General features: G+C 49.8%; 21 protein-coding genes. 18 read left to right on the top strand and 3 right to left on the bottom strand.

All coding sequences use genetic code 11. The features are described 5' to 3' along the window. Nucleotides 1-215: 215 nt before the first annotated feature. From C6Y40_RS06275 to hypE, 18 genes are all read left to right on the top strand, one after another. A complete protein-coding gene (locus C6Y40_RS06275; protein WP_020745478.1) occupies nt 216-1,292 on the top strand; it encodes a hydrogenase small subunit in 1,077 nt (358 codons plus the stop codon). Then, entirely contained in the window at nt 1,292-3,100 is a 1,809-nt protein-coding gene (locus C6Y40_RS06270) for a nickel-dependent hydrogenase large subunit (protein ID WP_020745479.1), read from the top strand. The genes C6Y40_RS06275 and C6Y40_RS06270 overlap by 1 nt, the downstream gene beginning before the upstream one ends. A 35-nt stretch (nt 3,101-3,135) precedes the next feature. Next, nucleotides 3,136-3,894 (top strand): Ni/Fe-hydrogenase, b-type cytochrome subunit, encoded by a 759-nt coding sequence (gene cybH, locus C6Y40_RS06265; RefSeq protein ID WP_071978378.1) that lies wholly within the window; start codon nt 3,136-3,138, stop codon nt 3,892-3,894. A gap of 87 nt (nt 3,895-3,981) precedes the next feature. Continuing rightward, nucleotides 3,982-4,287 (top strand): HigA family addiction module antitoxin, encoded by a 306-nt coding sequence (locus C6Y40_RS06260; RefSeq protein WP_020745481.1) that lies wholly within the window; start codon nt 3,982-3,984, stop codon nt 4,285-4,287. 198 nt (nt 4,288-4,485) lie between these two features. Continuing rightward, a complete protein-coding gene (locus C6Y40_RS06255) occupies nt 4,486-5,112 on the top strand; it encodes a HyaD/HybD family hydrogenase maturation endopeptidase (protein ID WP_071981095.1) in 627 nt (208 codons plus the stop codon). Beyond that, nucleotides 5,112-5,420 carry a HypC/HybG/HupF family hydrogenase formation chaperone gene (locus tag C6Y40_RS06250; RefSeq protein ID WP_020745483.1) on the top strand — a complete coding sequence of 103 codons (309 nt, stop codon included), beginning with the start codon at nt 5,112-5,114 and terminating at the stop codon, nt 5,418-5,420. Before C6Y40_RS06255 ends, C6Y40_RS06250 begins: the two co-directional genes overlap by 1 nt. A 19-nt stretch (nt 5,421-5,439) precedes the next feature. Beyond that, nucleotides 5,440-5,871 carry a thioredoxin domain-containing protein gene (locus C6Y40_RS06245; protein WP_020745484.1) on the top strand — a complete coding sequence of 144 codons (432 nt, stop codon included), beginning with the start codon at nt 5,440-5,442 and terminating at the stop codon, nt 5,869-5,871. Between the two features lie 9 nt (nt 5,872-5,880). Beyond that, complete coding sequence (locus tag C6Y40_RS06240) at nt 5,881-6,744, top strand: hydrogenase expression/formation protein (RefSeq protein WP_105933849.1); 864 nt, start codon at nt 5,881-5,883, stop codon at nt 6,742-6,744. A 9-nt stretch (nt 6,745-6,753) separates the two neighbouring features. Continuing rightward, entirely contained in the window at nt 6,754-6,975 is a 222-nt protein-coding gene (locus tag C6Y40_RS06235) for a rubredoxin (RefSeq protein WP_071978380.1), read from the top strand. A 2-nt stretch (nt 6,976-6,977) separates the two neighbouring features. Beyond that, on the top strand, nt 6,978-7,550 hold the full coding sequence (hybE, locus tag C6Y40_RS06230) for a [NiFe]-hydrogenase assembly chaperone HybE (RefSeq protein ID WP_071978381.1): 573 nt from the start codon (nt 6,978-6,980) through the stop codon (nt 7,548-7,550). Beyond that, nucleotides 7,547-8,695, top strand: a complete 1,149-nt coding sequence (locus C6Y40_RS06225; protein WP_105933848.1) for a nickel-dependent hydrogenase large subunit — start codon at nt 7,547-7,549, stop codon at nt 8,693-8,695. The genes hybE and C6Y40_RS06225 overlap by 4 nt, the downstream gene beginning before the upstream one ends. Continuing rightward, nucleotides 8,688-9,029 carry a hydrogenase maturation nickel metallochaperone HypA gene (gene hypA, locus C6Y40_RS06220; protein WP_020745489.1) on the top strand — a complete coding sequence of 114 codons (342 nt, stop codon included), beginning with the start codon at nt 8,688-8,690 and terminating at the stop codon, nt 9,027-9,029. The genes C6Y40_RS06225 and hypA overlap by 8 nt, the downstream gene beginning before the upstream one ends. 2 nt (nt 9,030-9,031) lie before the next feature. Continuing rightward, a complete protein-coding gene (hypB, locus tag C6Y40_RS06215; RefSeq protein ID WP_071978383.1) occupies nt 9,032-10,054 on the top strand; it encodes a hydrogenase nickel incorporation protein HypB in 1,023 nt (340 codons plus the stop codon). Continuing rightward, nucleotides 10,054-11,529 carry a sigma-54-dependent transcriptional regulator gene (locus tag C6Y40_RS06210; protein ID WP_105933847.1) on the top strand — a complete coding sequence of 492 codons (1,476 nt, stop codon included), beginning with the start codon at nt 10,054-10,056 and terminating at the stop codon, nt 11,527-11,529. The genes hypB and C6Y40_RS06210 overlap by 1 nt, the downstream gene beginning before the upstream one ends. A gap of 13 nt (nt 11,530-11,542) precedes the next feature. Further along, on the top strand, nt 11,543-11,824 hold the full coding sequence (locus tag C6Y40_RS06205) for a HypC/HybG/HupF family hydrogenase formation chaperone (RefSeq protein ID WP_020745492.1): 282 nt from the start codon (nt 11,543-11,545) through the stop codon (nt 11,822-11,824). Between the two features lie 5 nt (nt 11,825-11,829). Beyond that, the gene (locus tag C6Y40_RS06200) at nt 11,830-12,534 is read left to right on the top strand and encodes a D-sedoheptulose-7-phosphate isomerase (RefSeq protein WP_020745493.1); all 705 of its coding nucleotides are present in this window, start codon (nt 11,830-11,832) and stop codon (nt 12,532-12,534) included. Beyond that, nucleotides 12,534-13,661, top strand: coding sequence for a hydrogenase formation protein HypD (gene hypD, locus C6Y40_RS06195; RefSeq protein WP_020745494.1), 1,128 nt, complete (start codon nt 12,534-12,536; stop codon nt 13,659-13,661). Before C6Y40_RS06200 ends, hypD begins: the two co-directional genes overlap by 1 nt. 17 nt (nt 13,662-13,678) lie before the next feature. Further along, nucleotides 13,679-14,725 (top strand): hydrogenase expression/formation protein HypE, encoded by a 1,047-nt coding sequence (hypE, locus tag C6Y40_RS06190; RefSeq protein WP_020745495.1) that lies wholly within the window; start codon nt 13,679-13,681, stop codon nt 14,723-14,725. A gap of 18 nt (nt 14,726-14,743) precedes the next feature. Here the strand turns inward: hypE and C6Y40_RS06185 are convergent, their stop codons facing one another. The 3 genes from C6Y40_RS06185 to C6Y40_RS06175 form a co-directional block, all read right to left on the bottom strand. Beyond that, the gene (locus C6Y40_RS06185) at nt 14,744-15,142 is read right to left on the bottom strand and encodes a hypothetical protein (RefSeq protein WP_146129513.1); all 399 of its coding nucleotides are present in this window, start codon (nt 15,140-15,142) and stop codon (nt 14,744-14,746) included. 256 nt (nt 15,143-15,398) lie between these two features. Next, on the bottom strand, nt 15,399-15,980 hold the full coding sequence (locus C6Y40_RS06180) for a HupE/UreJ family protein (RefSeq protein WP_105933846.1): 582 nt from the start codon (nt 15,978-15,980) through the stop codon (nt 15,399-15,401). Nucleotides 15,981-16,293: 313 nt separating this feature from the next. Further along, complete coding sequence (locus C6Y40_RS06175; RefSeq protein WP_020745498.1) at nt 16,294-16,713, bottom strand: hypothetical protein; 420 nt, start codon at nt 16,711-16,713, stop codon at nt 16,294-16,296. Nucleotides 16,714-17,651: the final 938 nt, after the last annotated feature.

The following is a 17,651-nucleotide window of genomic DNA, read 5'->3' as shown; positions in this document are numbered from 1 at the left end:
TCTCTCTCGATTTATTCTAACTTTATGAAAATAAATGGTTTTTGTGGTTGGTCTGTTGTTTGCATTCTGATTTGTGCGTACTAACAAAACACCACGCTGTGTTATTAGAAAAATAATAGCTGAACGCAACTTACATCAGAACAAAAACCAAGACCGATTGGCCGTGCAAATTTGAGGTAAGTGTAACTTCAGCGGTATCACTGCCGGAGGACCGAATGTCCCAATTAGAGACCTTTTACGAAGTCATGCGGCGACAGGGGATTACCCGTCGCAGTTTTCTGAAGTATTGTAGCCTGACTGCTGCTGCATTAGGCCTGGGCCCTGCGTTTGCACCGCGTATTGCCAATGCCATGGAGACCAAGGAGCGTACCCCCGTGCTGTGGCTGCACGGACTGGAATGTACCTGTTGTTCTGAATCCTTTATTCGCTCTGCACACCCCTTGGTGAAAGACGTTGTACTGTCGATGATCTCACTGGATTACGACGATACGTTAATGGCGTCAGCAGGCCATCAGGCCGAAGCGATTCTTGAAGAGACCATGCAGAAGTATAAGGGTAAGTACATCCTGGCTGTAGAAGGTAATCCGCCGCTGAATGAAGACGGCATGTTCTGTATCGTTGGTGGTAAGCCATTCCTTGACCAGCTTAAGCATGCCGCCAAAGACGCGGCGGCCATTATTGCCTGGGGTTCATGCGCCTCATGGGGCTGCGTTCAGGCCGCTCGTCCAAACCCCACTCAGGCGGTGCCTATTCATAAAGTGATAAAAGATAAGCCCATCATTAAAGTGCCGGGTTGTCCGCCCATTGCAGAGGTAATGACCGGCGTAATTACCTATATGCTGACTTTCGGCAAGGTACCGGAACTGGACCGTCAGGGACGTCCGAAGATGTTTTACAGCCAGCGTATCCACGACAAATGTTATCGCCGGCCGCACTTTGACGCCGGTCAGTTTGTTGAACAGTGGGATGACGAGGGCGCGCGAAAAGGCTACTGCCTTTACAAAGTGGGTTGTAAAGGGCCAACAACTTATAACGCCTGTTCAACCGTACGCTGGAACGAAGGCACGTCCTTCCCAATTCAGGCCGGCCACGGTTGTATCGGCTGTTCCGAAGATGGCTTCTGGGACAAAGGTTCCTTCTATGACCGTCTGACTGACATTAACCAGTTCGGTATCGAATCGAACGCTGATGAAGTAGGCACTGCCGTTGCTGGTGGTGTAGGTGCAGCGATTGCTGCCCATGCTGCCGTTAGTGCGGTGAAACGCGCGCAGCATAAGGGAGAACAAGAATAATGAACACGCCGTTAAATTCTAAATTACTCGACAGTTCTGGCCGCCGTATTGTGGTGGACCCGGTGACACGTATTGAAGGTCACATGCGCTGCGAGGTTAACGTTGACGACAACAACATTATCCGCAATGCGGTATCCACCGGCACCATGTGGCGAGGTCTGGAAGTCATTTTAAAAGGCCGTGACCCGCGTGATGCCTGGGCATTCGTTGAACGTATTTGTGGAGTGTGTACCGGTTGTCACGCACTCACCAGTGTGCGTGCGGTAGAAGATGCGCTGGGCATTGATATTCCGTTAAATGCGCACCTTATTCGGCATCTGATGGATAAGACCCTGAATATCCACGATCATGTGGTGCACTTTTATCACCTACATGCGCTGGACTGGGTGAACCCGGTTAATGCGCTGAAAGCCGATCCGAAAGCTACCTCTGCCCTACAGCAGAAAATATCGTCGTCACATCCACTGTCCAGTCCGGGTTATTTCCGCGACGTGCAAACCCGCATTAAGAAGTTTATCGAAAGCGGCCAGTTAGGGTTATTTGCTAATGGTTACTGGAGTAACCCGGCTTATAAACTGCCGCCTGAAGCGGATTTGATGGCGGTGGCGCACTACCTTGAAGCGCTGGATATGCAAAAAGAGATCGTTAAGATCCACACTATCTTCGGCGGTAAGAACCCACACCCTAACTTTATGGTTGGCGGTGTGCCATGTGCGATTAATCTCGACGGTACCGGCTCATCCGGCGCGCCAGTCAATATGACCAGCCTGAACTTTGTGCTGGAGCGTATTCGCGAGGCCGAAGCCTTCATTAAGAACGTTTATATTCCGGACGTGATTGCTATTGCAACGCTTTATAAAGACTGGCTGTACGGCGGCGGTCTGGCTGCTTCTAACGTGCTGAGTTATGGTACGCACACAGTGGTACCGGGCGATAAATCCACCGACCTCATTCCGGCTGGCGCGATTATCAATGGCAACTGGGATGAGATACACCCGGTGGATGTGCGTAATCCGGATGAAATTCAGGAGTTCGTGGACCACAGCTGGTATCAGTATGCTAACGGCGCTAAAGGCCTGCACCCCTGGGACGGTGAAACAGAAGCGAAATTTGAACTGGGGCCAAACTTTAAAGGCACCAAAACAAATATTAAAGAGCTTGATGAAAGCGCTAAGTACAGCTGGATTAAATCACCGCGCTGGAAAGGTCATGCCATGGAAGTGGGCCCGCTGTCTCGCTACATCGTGGCTTATGCTTCTGGCAAAGAGTACGTTCAGGAACAAGTTGACCGCTCACTGTCGGCGTTTAACCAGGCCACTGGTATGGACCTCGGTTTAAAACAGTTCCTGCCTTCAACGCTGGGCCGAACCCTGGCGCGAGCACTGGATTCTGAGCTGTGTGTCGACTCTATGCTGGATGACTGGCATCAGTTGGTCAATAACATTAAAAACGGTGATACCTCTACCGCCAATGTGGAAAAATGGGATCCAAAAACCTGGCCGAAAGAAGCCAAGGGTGTGGGCACCAACGAGGCGCCGCGCGGTGCACTGGGTCACTGGATTAAGATTAAAGACGGTAAAATTGAAAACTATCAGGCAGTGGTACCGACTACCTGGAATGGTTCTCCACGTGATTCAGAAGGCAATATCGGTGCGTTTGAAGCGTCATTGCTTAATACGCCCATGGAGCGCCCTGATGAGCCGGTTGAAATCCTGCGAACTTTACACAGCTTTGACCCGTGTCTGGCCTGTTCCACACACGTAATGAGTGAAGACGGTCAGGAACTGACTAAAGTGAAAATTCGTTAAGAGAGCACTCTGTTGCTCTCTCTGGAGACTCAATTATGTCTACGTCAGTGAAAAGCAAAGCTGTTGAGAGAAGTCAGCTTACGGATAACCATCACAGTGGTGATGAGAAGGTTATCACCCGCCGTCAAACCGCGGTCTATGTTTATGAGGCGCCAGTGCGCTTATGGCACTGGATAACCGTGTTTTCCATCATCACGCTGTGCGTGACGGGGTATTTTATCGGTCAGCCTTTACCCACTTTACCGGGGGAAGCCAGCGATAATTTCCTGATGGGTTACATTCGCTTTGCCCACTTTGCCGCGGCTTACGTGGTAACCGTGGGCTTTATCGGCCGGTTGTACTGGGCACTGGTAGGGAACCATCATTCCCGTGAACTGTTCTTCCCCAAGTTTTTTGTGAAAGCCTGGTGGAAAGAGGTATGGCACGAGGTACGCTGGTACCTGTTTATGGAAAAGACGCCCAAGAAGTACATCGGTCACAACCCGCTGGCACAACTGGGCATGTTCTTTTTCTTCATCCTCGGCATGATCTTTATGATCTTCACAGGCTTTGCGCTTTACAGTGAAGGTGCCGGGCAGGGAAGCTGGCAGGATACGTTGTTTGGCTGGGTGATCCCGCTGTTTGGCCAGAGTCAGGATGTGCATACCTGGCATCGCCTGGGCATGTGGTATCTGATCACTTTTATTATGATCCATGTCTATGTGGCAATTCGTGAAGACATCATGTCACGTCAAAGTCTGATCTCCACCATGATCAGCGGCTGGCGGATGTTTAAGGACGATAAGCCGGATTGAGGCTCCTCAGAGGGATGCAGGCAATTGTTGACCCCGCCTGCGTCCCTTTTTCTTTAACCCATTTTAATGACTATTCTGAGCAACCGGATGACAGCCTTCAATCTCAATGTTCGCAGCCACTGCCTGAGTAGTCGCAAGCCTGAACATCCCGGTATATTTCTTGAGCGTTGTTATCTTAAACCGCTGCATATCAGCCAGTCTGAGCTGGCGCGACTGTTAGGCATATCCCGCCGACGTGTACACGAAATTATCAAAGGCCAACGTGCGATCTCTGCCGATACCGCTATCAGACTGGCCCGACACTTTCAGACTACGCCGATGTTTTGGTTGGAAAAACAACAGCTTTGGGAGCTGTACGATGCCAGCCGCCGATTTGTTAAAGAGGGTGGTTAGTAACTTTCCAATTGGTGAATAGTGTTGTTATATCTATATCCTTTATATTATTGTGGTTACTTGTAACGCCCCCCGTGACACCCCGCCATACGGTGATTCCTGATTTTTTACTAAGTTGGCATGCAACTTGATGTATGTAAATAAAATGTAATTAGCGCAAGCGCCAGAGAGTTTGAGTTTTACACCGTGCAAAGTCGATTGAATGAAAAGCAAATACTTATTTTGGGCATTGGCAATGTGTTATGGGCCGATGAGGGGTTTGGTGTTCGCTGTGTTGAGGCGCTCAACCAGAATTACGAGTTTGGCGAAAACGTAAAGATCATGGATGGCGGTACCCAGGGCATTTATCTGGTACAGCATGTTCAGGAAGCCGATGTGCTGGTGGTGTTCGACGCTATTGATTACGGCCTTGCACCAGGCACCTTAAAAACCATCTATAACGACGAAGTGCCTAAATTTATGGGCGCTAAACAGATGAGTCTGCATCAGACCGGTTTTCAGGAAGTGTTAGCCATGGCCGAGTTTACCGGTCATTACCCGGCAGATTTGTTGCTGGTGGGGTGTCAGCCGGTTGAGCTGGAAGATTTTGGCGGCAGTTTGCGCGAAGAAGTAAAGGCGCAGGTGCAACCCGCTATCGACATTGCGCTGGCCTACCTGACGCAGTTTGGTATTTCTGCGCAACGAAGCGCGGGGACGTCGCAGGCACTGGCGCCGGGTCAGTTAAACCTGAGTGAGTATGAGCAGGGCCGCCCGGATGAGCAGGCAGCCTGCCGTACCGGTGATAGCCGTGTCATAGGCAGTGCTGTAGGGGAAAGTACCAAGTAATGTGTATTGGCGTGCCGTTTCAGGTAATTCACACCGACAGCCACAAGGCTTACTGTCAGCGTGGCGCAGAGCAGCGCTGGATTGATATATCGCTGGTGGGCGATGTAGTACCAGGTGATTGGTTGTTAGTCTTTTTAGACGCTGCCCGGGAAGTGCTCACTGAAGCGCGGGCACAACAGGTGGAAGAGGCCGTCAGCGCTATAGAACGGGTGATGTGCGGGCAAAGTGTTGATCTCGACGATTGCTTTAAAGATCTGGTCGAGCGCGAGCCTGAGCTACCAGACCATTTAAAACCGCTTTTAAAATAACACAAGATAAGAGAACACTATGAACTCACCGCTGATCAATCGTCTTATCGACGAGTTAGGTTACCCTTTACTCGATGACGATAATTTTGAAGGTTTCATAGAGCAGACACCAATTAGTGTACTGTTTTTAACCGAAGATCCTAAACGCTTTCCGGAAAGCCTGGATGTAGCTGTGATCCTGCCAGAGCTGATCAAACAGTTTCCTCAGCTTACCCCGGCGGTGGTATCTGAAGATATTCAAACCGCCTGTCGCGGCCGTTATAACTTTATGGCGTGGCCGGCACTGGTGTTTCTTAAGCATGGCCAGTATCTCGACGCCATTACCAAAGTGCAAAACTGGGATGACTACGTACACGAAATCAATCGAATTCTGACGCTGGAGCCCCGCCCTGATCCGGGTATCGGTATTCCGGTAGTGTTTAATCCGGTGAGTAAAAGTTGCGGACAATAGGGGAACAACATGCGTGATAACAGTATAAACATCGTCAATGTCCCAATCGGGCCGGGCAGCCAGTCAGAAGGCGACATGGTGCTTGATTACATGAAGATGCCATCGGAAATGAACACCTATGATATGCCATCGTTTCCGGAAGAAAGTGAGCTGGAACGTTGCCCTCAGGCCATGAGTATCCTCGCCGATATCCAGATTATGCTTGGCCAGATCAACGAAAACGGTCAGAGCAGCATTATGACGCTTACTGAGCTACCAGAGGCAGACTTAAACCTGCTTAATCAAATCCTCGGTGAAGGCGAGGTGAGCGTTCTGATCGATGGCGATAAGCCGGTCAGAATTCAGGAAACGGTAATGGCCGGTATCTGGCGTTTACGTACCTTTGACGAGCAGGGTAACGTGACTGCAGAAGCTATTGAGGTGGCAGAGATCCCCGAATGTGTGAAAGACCAGGCATTTGCCACTAAGGTGGATTTACCCGCCCGAATCGCCAGCCTGCCAGAAGGACTACTGAATGCGCCTTCAGTATTGATAGAAATTGCGGATACCTCAGTTGACTACCAGCGCGACCCAGGGATGGCTTCGCATGTAATAAACCTGTCGTTGTTACCTTTTTCGCCTGAAGACCACTACAGTCTGACCGAAACTACCGGTACCGGCAGTGTCACCATTTTGTCCCGCGGATACGGCAACTGCCGGATCACGTCGACTCAGGTGGATGGCCTGTGGCGAGTGCAGTATTACAACAGTACCGACCAACTAATCCTGGACACTCTGGAAATTGTGGCAATACCCGCAGTGGCTTGCGCCGCCCCCGAGGATCTGGCCGATTCAGCGGTCCGTCTGTCTGAAATTCGCGATGCACTGGTATAGGAAGGCAGAATGAGTTTTCAGGGTTTTGAAGGCAGTTATTTAGGCGACGCCAGCCGGATAGATAAGCAGGCCAGACTGGAATGCAAGATATGCTGGTATGTTTACGACCCGGCGGAAGGTGATGAGGTCTGGCAAATTCCACCAGGCACGGCGTTTGTCGACCTGCCTGACCATTGGCGGTGTCCGGAATGTGATGGTGACCGCGATCAGTTTATGGTGATAGAGGACTAACAGTGTCAAACGGTACAGCAGTTGTCGCTTTCTATGAATCGGTAGCCCGCAAAATGGCAGGCCTGCCGGTATACAATAATAAGCTCGCAGTGGATGCGACCGAATTTTTGTCATGGGAAGACAATTGGCTGGGCATTATCGTTACGCCCTGGTGTATGAATATTGTGTTGCTCCCGGGCGAGGCGTCTCATCATAACGTTCAGCAGGTTGGTGCTAAATTTCGTCAGAAATTGCCCTCCGGCCAATACGAGTTTATCCGTGCTTATGCCGGAGAATGTGGCGATTTTGCCACCTGCTCGGTGTTTTCACCGATGTTTGAGTTTTCATCACAGAGCATAGCGATGGAAACCGCGCAGGAAGTGTTGGCAGCGTTGTTTGATGCCGAAAACGTTGCGCCTTCAGAACGACATCAAAGCTATACGGTTCATAGCGAAATGCGCCAGGCCGCTGAGCTTGATGCACAAGACTGTGATGCAGGGAGTGCACAGCAAGTGGCCGATGATGAGACGCCACAGGTGAGTCGCCGGGCATTCTTAACCGGCAACTTCGCCCGGCGGGAGGACAGCAGACCATGAATATTGCTGCAGAACTGGCTGCCGGAAGTAAAGCGCATAACACAGCGACTAATCCGCTTACCGGCGGCATACAAGTAACCATTTGTTATAACCGTGACCATATCAAAGCCGTTGAGATAAACAATACCCGCCCGTTTGCCGTTACCCGCCTGTTCAGGGAAAAACCGGTTGATCGGGTATTGGCGATGATGCCATCGCTCTTTTATATTTGCGGGATGGGGCAGTTAATCGCCGCGCTCAGAGCCGTAGAGAGCGCCGCTGGCATTAGCGAAACGTTAGTCATCAAACAAGCCCGGGATACGCTATTATTTGCAGAGTCTTTACGGGAGCAAGTGTTTAGCTGGGTGACCAACTGGGCGCCGCAACATAAATCCAGAATGAGTAATGTGGTGGACTGGTTTAATCAGTGCCGTAAGCAACTTGACTGGAGTTTAACCCTGTCTTCGGCAACATCCGGTGAGGCGGGTTGTCAGCCGGCGCTAGAGCAATTGGCCCGGCAACTGGAAGAGGTTATTAAGCCATTATTACCGGCCAACCAGGCAGGATCCTCGTTAGCAACGATGGGATTATCAACCCAGGTATGTCAGTTGTTGAAAGCCTGCGGTAAATACCCGTTAGGACTGGCCGCAAAAACGTTAAACTTAACTGAGTCGCAACAGCTGACGGTAGTGTTGACATCGTTAAAGGCTGCGGAAGCGGAACAATTTTGTCATCAGCCAACCGTTAACGGAGCACCGGCCGAGACTGGCCGTTGGGCTCGACAAAATATTGAAGCCAGGGGATTTTTAATTGAAAGTCGCCTGCGCTCGCTTTACCGTGAAATAACCACAGCGCCAATGAGGCTCAGATCAATAGTCCGCCAGCATCAGTTTAGTCAGGCTGAGGGTACAGGCGTGCGCGGCTGCTCTGTAGTCGAAACGGCCAGAGGTTCACTGCTACATAAAGTTGAACTGGATAACCGTAATCACGTAGCTAAATACCAGATTATTGCCCCCACTGAGTGGAATTTTCATCCCCAGGGGAGTCTCAAAACCATGCTGGAAGGGCTATATTTACCCTGGGATCAGGTAACCCCGGTGGCGGAAACCCTGATAAAACTTCTCGACCCTTGTGTGTCGTGGCAGTTGGAGTTAGTCCATGCATGAGATGTCTATTGCAGAAGGGATCCTGCAGGTATTAGAAGAACAGGCCGTGAGCCAGTCGTTTGAAAAAGTCAAAGCGGTGTGGGTCGAGATTGGCCCGCTCGCCACTATCGAAGCCGACGCACTAACGTTTTGTTTCGATGCAGTAATAAGAGGAAGTCTGGCCGAAGGCGCCAGCCTGCACATTATAAAAATGCCGGGAAAAGCCTTCTGTTTGCAGTGTCTGGATACCGTCCCGGTCACGCAACGCTATGACAGTTGCCCTGTTTGTGGCAGTTATCACTTACAGATAACGCAGGGTGAAGAAATGAGAATAAAAGAACTAGAGGTGGCATAAACATGTGTACGGTTTGCGGTTGTTCAGAAGGTGAAGTTAAAATAGAAGGGCATGAGGGACACGCCCACGGGCATAGCCATGATCACACTCATATTCATGGGCATAGTCATGATCATTCACATGCCCACGGGCATCATCATCACGACCATGATCATCATCACCATCATGGCGACCATCATGGTGGACATAGTCACGACCATTCACACGCTCACAGTCATGAAGACCAGCATGACCACAGCGGCATTGAAAGTGATGGCGATAACATTCACTTCGGCAAAGGCCCTGCTCATGCCCATGTGGCAGGCCTTAGTCAAAGCCGAATGGTGCAAATTGAGCAGGATATTCTGGGTAAAAATAACCAGTACGCCGCGCAAAACCGGGTACGCTTTGAACAACAGTCGTTGTTTGTGCTCAATCTGGTTTCCAGCCCGGGATCAGGTAAAACCACCTTACTGACTGAAACCATTAACCGCATTAAAGACCGTTACACCGTAGGCGTAATTGAAGGCGATCAGCAAACGGCCAATGACGCAGACCGCATCCGCGAAACCGGCGTTCAGGCTATTCAGATCAATACCGGCAAAGGTTGCCACCTCGATGCGCACATGGTCGGTCATGCCATGGAGAACTTTTCCGGGATGACCGGCGGCGTGCTGTTTATCGAGAATGTCGGTAACCTGGTTTGCCCGGCCTCGTTTGATTTGGGCGAGGCGGCAAAAGTGTCGATTCTTTCGGTCACCGAAGGCGAAGACAAACCGCTGAAGTATCCGGATATGTTCCATGCTTCAGAATTGATGATCCTGAATAAAACTGACCTGCTGCCGTATCTGGATTTTGATGTCGAGAAATGCATTGAGTACGCCAAACGGGTCAATCCGGAAATCCGTATTATTCAGCTGTCAGCCAAAAGCGGCGAGGGCATGCAGGAGTGGCTTGATTGGATCAACACCAAACGGGCAGCCATCATTGAATCGCGTATTTATCTTTTGCAACAACAGGTAGAGCAGTTTAAGGCAATCTTATAATGACCACATCTCAACGTCCTATTGTGTTATGCGTTGATGATGAAGTCCGTTCGCTTGAAACTCTTGAGCGAACTCTGGATGAAGAGTTTGACGTATTAACTGCCAATAGCGCCGACCTGGCGCTGGAATTACTGAGAAGCCATGACGTGCAGGTGATCCTGTGCGATCAGCGCATGCCGGATCGTACCGGTGTGGAATTGCTAACCGAAGTGCGGGATCGCTGGCCTCAGGTCGCCCGGCTTATTTTGTCTGGCTATACCGACTCAGAAGACATTATCAAAGGCCTCAACGAAGCAGGTATTTTGCAGTACATCACCAAACCCTGGCACCCGGAAAGTCTGCTAATGATTATCCGCAGTGCGTGCCGGATGTGCGCCTTACAAAGTGAGAATGCACTGCTGAATATGGAGATGCGTCTTACCGAAGAGCAGGCCGAGCAGCAGGTTAGTGAGAAAAAAGCCCATCTGCGTAATAGCTTTCAGCTTGAAGAGATAAAACGCCATGCGCAAAGCCCGCTGAATAAAATCTGTGACCAGGTCAGCAAAATTGCGCCTTATGATGTCTCGGTGCTGATCACCGGCCCATCTGGTGCGGGTAAGGAACTCTTTGCCAGGGCGCTGCATTACAACAGCTTGCGTTCAGACCGGCCGTTTGTGGTAGAAAACTGCGGTGCCATGCCCGATGAACTGTTGGCATCTGAATTGTTTGGCCACAAAAAAGGATCGTTTACCGGCGCGATTACCGACCATGTGGGTCTGTTTGAACAGGCTGATGGCGGCACTATTTTTCTGGATGAGATTGGTGAGATCAGCCCGGCATTTCAGGTTAAATTGTTGCGGGTTCTGCAAGAGCGTGAAATTCGCCGCCTCGGCGAGCAACAGCGCCGCAAGGTCAATGTGCGGGTAGTGGCTTCAACCAACCGAGACCTCGAAGAAGAAGTGCGCGCCGGCCGGTTTAGGCAGGATCTGTATTTTCGTTTAGCCGAAGTCACCCTGGAGCTGCCGGCATTGTCTCGCCGTACGATAGATATTCCGGTACTGGCAAACAGCTTTTTACAAACCGCCATGCATCAATTCGACAAGCCGGTAAAAGGTTTTAGTGAAGAAGCCATCGCCTGTATGAAACGGTACAGCTGGCCGGGTAACGTGCGTGAATTACAAAATGAGGTACGCCGCATGCTGGTAATGTGTGAAGGCGAATGGCTAACTGCAGACCTGCTCAATCCGCGGGTCTTAAGAGCGGCGCCTGGCGGAGAGGATGAAGACATTGATATGTTTGCTGGCCTTGAAGGCACGCTAAAAGAAAAGGTTGAGCTGCTGGAAAAACGCATTCTGCGCGAGACGTTGATCCGCCATCGCTGGAATAAAAGCAGCGCGTCACTGGAACTGGGTTTATCGCGGGTAGGATTGCGTTCCAAGCTGGAACGCTACGAGCTTGAGAAATCCGGCGACTCAGAAACCAGTAAACAGCATTAAGGGGAATATCAGTATGTGTTTAGGGATCCCCGGCCAGATTGTCGCGATCAGCGATGAGGCCATGCAAACCGGCATTGTTCAGGTTTCCGGTGTAAAACGCGAAGCTAACTTAAGTTGTGTGGTGCCTGCTGATGGTAACCTGCAAACTTTAGTGGGTAGCTGGGCGCTGGTGCATGTGGGCTTTGCCATGAGCATTATCGATGAGGAAGAAGCCCGGCGAACGCTGGAGATTCTTGCTGAGATTGGTGAGTTACAGGAAGAACTCGACGCCATGCAGCAGGGTGCGCAGGGATAACGGTGATGAGCGAGCCTACCGATAACCAGTCAGTTCTGTCGGCATTGTACCCCTTTACCGGCCAGGCTCCGGCTGTTAACCCTAATGATAACGACGAGTTAGATAGTGCCCTGGTTGCCTCTGTTCAGGCTAAAGCGCGTGACAGTATCGCCGTGAAGCAGGCTTTTTTTGAGCGCCACAGCAAGACCTTGCTGGCTGCTGCAAAACGCATTGCGGACAGTTATGCACAACAGGGAAAATTGTTAACCGCAGGCAATGGCGGTTCTTCCTGTGATGCCGCGCATCTGGCTGTAGAGTTTATGCACCCGGTTACTACCGGTCGCAAAGCGCTGCCAGCTATCAACTTATCTCAGGATACCGCGATGATGACGGCAGTGAGTAATGATGTGGGTACCGAACATGTCATCACCCGGCAGTTATCCGCGCTGGCCAGCCCCGGTGATACGCTGGTGGTGTTCTCCACCAGTGGCAACTCAGCCAACTTAATCGAAGCCTGCAAAAAAGCCCGGGCCATGGATCTGAGCGTGATTGCCTTTACCGGCCGAACCGGTGGAGAGCTGCAACGACAACAACTCACCGATGATTGTATTACCGTACCCAGCGACAGTATTCACCGCATTCAGGAATGTCACCTGGCCTGCTATCACATTTTATGGGATCTGGTGCACAGCCTGCTGGCTGACAACCGGTTGTCTCAGGAGAAGAAATAATGAAGTTTGTCGATGAGTTTCGCGATCCTCAAATGGCCCGGCGAGTGCTTGAACGCATCCATGCCGTGGTAGAGGAAATCCCCACCACCGCCCAACGCCCGTTACAAATAATGGAAGTATGCGGAGGCCATACGCACTCTATTTTTCGCTACGGACTGGAAGAATTGTTACCCGATAAGATTGAAATGGTACATGGGCCTGGCTGCCCGGTTTGTGTGCTGCCGATGGGAAGAGTAGACGACTGCGTTGCCATTGCTGAACAACCTGATGTGATATTTACCACTTTTGGTGATGCCATGCGTGTGCCAGGCTCGAAAAAAAGCCTGCAACAGGCCAATTCTGATGGCTGTGATGTACGTATGGTTTATTCCCCCATGGATGCACTGGATATTGCCCGTAAAAATCCGCATAAAAACGTGGTGTTTTTTGGGTTGGGTTTCGAAACCACTATGCCGAGTACGGCATTAACGCTACTACAGGCGGATAGGGAAGGCATCACAAACTTCTCGCTGTTCTGCAACCACATCACCATCATTCCTACCATCAAGGCGATTCTGGATTCACCAGATATGGTTATCGATGGCTTTTTAGGGCCCGGTCATGTATCGATGGTGATTGGTAAAGCGCCTTATGATTTTATTGCCAGTCATTATAAACGCCCGCTGGTGATTGCCGGTTTTGAGCCGCTGGATATTCTGCAGTCCATGCTGATGGTGGTAGAGCAAATCCGTGATGGCAAGGCGCTGGTGGAAAATCAGTACAAACGAATTGTTCCCGAGCAGGGTAACAATAACGCCCTGAAAGCCGTTGGTGAAGTGTTCGAGCTGCGCGAATTTTTTGAGTGGCGGGGCCTGGGGTCAATCGACCATTCAGGGGTGCGCATTCGTGAAAAATACGCCCGATTTGATGCTGAACGCTTATTTGCCGTAGAGCCTGCCCACGTGGCCGATCCTAAAGCCTGCCAGTGTGGCGAAGTGCTCAAGGGGGTTCTCAAGCCCTGGGAGTGCAAATTGTTTGGCGAGCAGTGCAACCCCGAAACACCTATTGGCGCGTTGATGGTATCGACTGAGGGCGCCTGTTCCGCCTACTACAGCTATGGCAAAATCGACGTAAAACAAGCCGTTTAACTAACCGAGTAAGCAGTATGAATAAACCTAAACGGACCCTGCGGGCCAAAACCATCACCATGGCTCATGGCGCAGGCGGCAAGGCCATGCGCGATCTGATTGAAGATGTATTTGTGGGGACCTTCGCTAATCCCGACCTGGAGCAACTGGAAGATCAGGCTCGGTTTGAATTGGCTGAACTAATGCAAAGTGGCGCACAATTGGCGTTTACCACCGATTCTTACGTGGTAGACCCTGTAGAATTTCCGGGCGGCGATATTGGCTCGCTGGCGGTGAACGGGACGGTAAATGATATTGCTGTGTCTGGCGCGATCCCAAAGTATTTGTCTTGCGGTATGATTTTAGAAGAAGGGCTCGATGTTGAGCTCCTGCGGCGTGTGGTTGCGTCAATGAAAGCCGCCGCTGATAAGGCCGGAGTGACCATCGTCACCGGCGACACCAAAGTGGTACCGAAAGGCAAAGGCGATAAAATTTTTATCAATACCAGTGGCATAGGGGTGATCCCTGAAGGCGTTGATATTTCAGCGTCTAACTGCCGGGTAGGCGACAAAATTATTGTTAATGGCCTGATAGGCGATCATGGCGCGGCAATACTTAATGCCCGCGGTGATCTGGCGCTCGATGTGACGCTGGAAACCGACTGCCAGGCGTTAAATGAGTTAGTCCAAACCATGTTGAAAGCGTGTCCGGATGTGCACGCTATTCGTGATGCCTCCCGGGGCGGTGTGGCTACGGTTTTATGTGAATTCGCTGAGTCATCCGCCGTCAGTATTCGTTTGCAGGAAGAACATATCCCGGTAAGAGATACCGTGCGCGGTGTCTGCGAGATCCTGGGGCTCGATGCACTGTATTTTGCTAATGAAGGTAAACTCGTTGCGGCAGTCCCGGCCGATAAAGCTGAGGCGGTGCTTGAGGCGATGCGTAATCACCCGGCCGGTAAAGATTCAGCTATTATTGGTGAAGTCATTGAATCGAACTATAACCGCGTGCTGGTGAAAACTCACTTTGGCGGAGAGCGCATTCTGGATATGCTGGTGGGTGAGCAACTGCCGCGGATCTGCTAGCGCTTACATAATTTTTTGTTAGCTGTGCGTTTGTTCGTAGCTCTCCAACAATTTATAAGCAATGGACTGTTGTTCCAAACTTAAAATAGTTGTTTCTGATACAGAGCGCACCAGCTGGTACTCTTGTTCTTTTTTGATGATGCCCCGATTGGCAATCTTAAGAAAGTTTCTGAATGCCTTATTATGCATCGTAGTGAGAGAAGGTAAACCGCTCTCCTTCATTTTAAGATTCAACTTGTTCTGTTCATCCTGGCGCATTAAAGCAGACAGTTCTAATGCGTCGTTAGCTGCCAGCCTTACAGAAGTTAAAGATCCTTTTAACAGATTCTGTTTGGTAAAAATATCCATGGCTGATGGCTGTCCCTTTTCAAAAACAAGGGCTGTAAATTCAGCGAGAATTTCTTTTTCTGTTTTCATATCAGCACCGCAAGACGGTTTGAAAGGGCTTACAGTAAAAAGCTGACTCACTCATCCCTGAATGCCTTACATATTATTTAATCTTAATAGCTTACGGTAACATTCCGGTAATATGCAATTGAGTTAGTGAAGGTTGTGCTGGCTTATAATGTGTTAGCGCAACATTATATGAAGCCATCGGTGTTAATAACGCAAAAAAGGAGCCGACCCTAAGATCGGCTCCCGCCCATGGCATTCAATAGTTGGTGTGGGTCACCTAAATTGAAAACAACGATACTCCCATCATTGCAATTACCAGCCCAATAACTCTGTTTGCAGAAGGGATGCTACGCGAGACCAGTTTCGACACAGCAAAGCCCGCCGCTACCAGTGTGGCGCTGGTAACGAGGAAACCTGAAGCAAACAGATAAGGGACGGAGCCGGCGGTCTCGAGACCATGGGCAAAACCGTGAAACATTGCAAAACAGGCAGCCAGGCTAACCGCCAGGCCCTGAGTTACGTTCTTACGAGTGGCAATAAGTAAGCCGGTGATTACAGATGTCAGGACGATGCCCGTTTCCATAAACGAAAAGCTGAAACCTGCTAAGCCTAATGAAAAACCACCAATCAATAATGCAAAAAATGCGGCAAGCATGGCCTTGCATTGTTTACCTGCAAAACCTGACGCCCAGTAGCCCATTGCTACCATGGCAATAAGGTGATCAATACCCATCAGGGGGTGCGACAAACCAGCCAAAAAAGCATTCTGAACCGTCTCGTGACCGGTATGCGCAAAGGCCGGTGCGGTGGTAGCAAGTGTGAGTAGAAGGCCGCTGGATATTTTTTGTGTACGTGTCATGTTTTTACCTTACTGCGAAATCGAACAGTTATTAATGTGTTGTTGCCTGTATAGATGTTTAACAACAACTTTATTGTAATGGCTACTGCTTTAGCATTTCTTTAATTAACAACATTTAGCAAAACGGGTGCCAAACTAAAATTTACCGATTAAACTATCGTAAGTCTATGAAGTTAAATTGTTTTGTTGTTTTTGTGTCGAACGAGCGAAAGCAGGGTGACTGGTAACTTGCTTGCCAGTTAGCAGGCAATTGGCAACTTCCTGTGCGCAGCGTAAAGGACTGTTATTACTTATCTATTAACGGTGCAGCTCACTAATGGATAAAATGAATATCACCAAGTTCTGTCTGAAGATAGCGTTTAAACTCCACTGCTTTGCTGGCGGGAAAAACAAAGCCCGGCGGATTTCCCGGTGTTGTTGGATTATAGGGGAGGGAAAAATAGCAATGTTCCCTTGTGGTTTCTAACGCCACCCGTGTCACTTTGTGGAGCGTAATTGAGGTTGAGCCAAACTGAATATGACCGTTGTTAAACGTTACATACTTTACCGGATCCTTTACCGTGGCGTCGGGCATGGTTTTGTACCACTGCACTATCCAAACCAGGTTAAAAACACCAAGCATCAGCAACAGATTGACTTCTTGTCTCACTACCCAGAGTATTAAGCCCACACTTAAAGCGGCCAGGATACCATGCACTAATTTTGCTTTATTGAGGGGATGGGCTGAGGTCATTTATAAAGTCCGTTTTCATACATGGCTGCGGGTTAATAGTGGCCTGCTCTGGCGCTACTGCAACACTTAGCTATACTTATACCGAATTGCAGACAGACTATGCAATCTTTTAATCCCAGATTATAAAGCTCCCCGACTGTTTCTTTGAGTACGCAAATTTTCGATGTTTGGAACTTAGCCAAAAGGATAAGACGATTTCCCTTTCTTCTTGTACGAAATATCTTACAAAGCTGTGAGATATGGTGGATGCTTGTCTGTGCTAAAAACGTCGCTTCATTTTTAACGTAATGAAAAATATGAATTAAATTTATTTTTGTCAGCTTTGGCCGGCAAAGTTGACGCAAAAATATCCGACAGTGGATTAGCGTTCTTTAGTTATAAGCGTACTATGAACGTGTCACAAGGAAACACGACGAGTCAGGAAGACACACGGACGAACTTGGGATTGCTCAGGATGAGTAAGACAGGGTAAGGAACTCTGTTTAAGGATAAAGGACCGGTCGGGAAGGCCTAAAAGGACAACTCCGGGATGGAGAATGCTGTAGCAGGATGTACAGCTTATATAGGAATAATGGAAAGGGATCTGTTCAGGAAGAACAGCTCACGCAGGATGATGTGAGAAAAGAAGGAAAGGGGCGTATACGGATTTTAATCGGGAAGATTTTAGTCGCAAGGGATCGCTGAGAAGGAAACTCAAAATTCAGAGAAAACGATGACTTCGGTCATCGTTTTTTTATGGTGGTGCGCCGGGCATGGCGCGTAGTGCTTTAGCACTGTTCGACTCACTGTGGTGGTGAGTTGATGACTTGGAGGTGGAAGTCCTCTGCACACCCGGCAAGGGGAAGTGCTAGCCGAACGGCAAGGGTGTTCATCGTGAGGTGAAATCTGAAGGAAGCCGAAGGCAAAATGCTGGCCTGACGAACAGGAAGCGGTTTAGG

Origin of the sequence: Marisediminitalea alba, assembly GCF_002993365.1 — a bacterium.
GTDB lineage: Bacteria > Pseudomonadota > Gammaproteobacteria > Enterobacterales > Alteromonadaceae > Alteromonas > Alteromonas alba.
The sequence above is the reverse complement of the archived record's forward strand: the minus strand, read 5'-3'. Positions and strand labels throughout refer to the sequence as shown.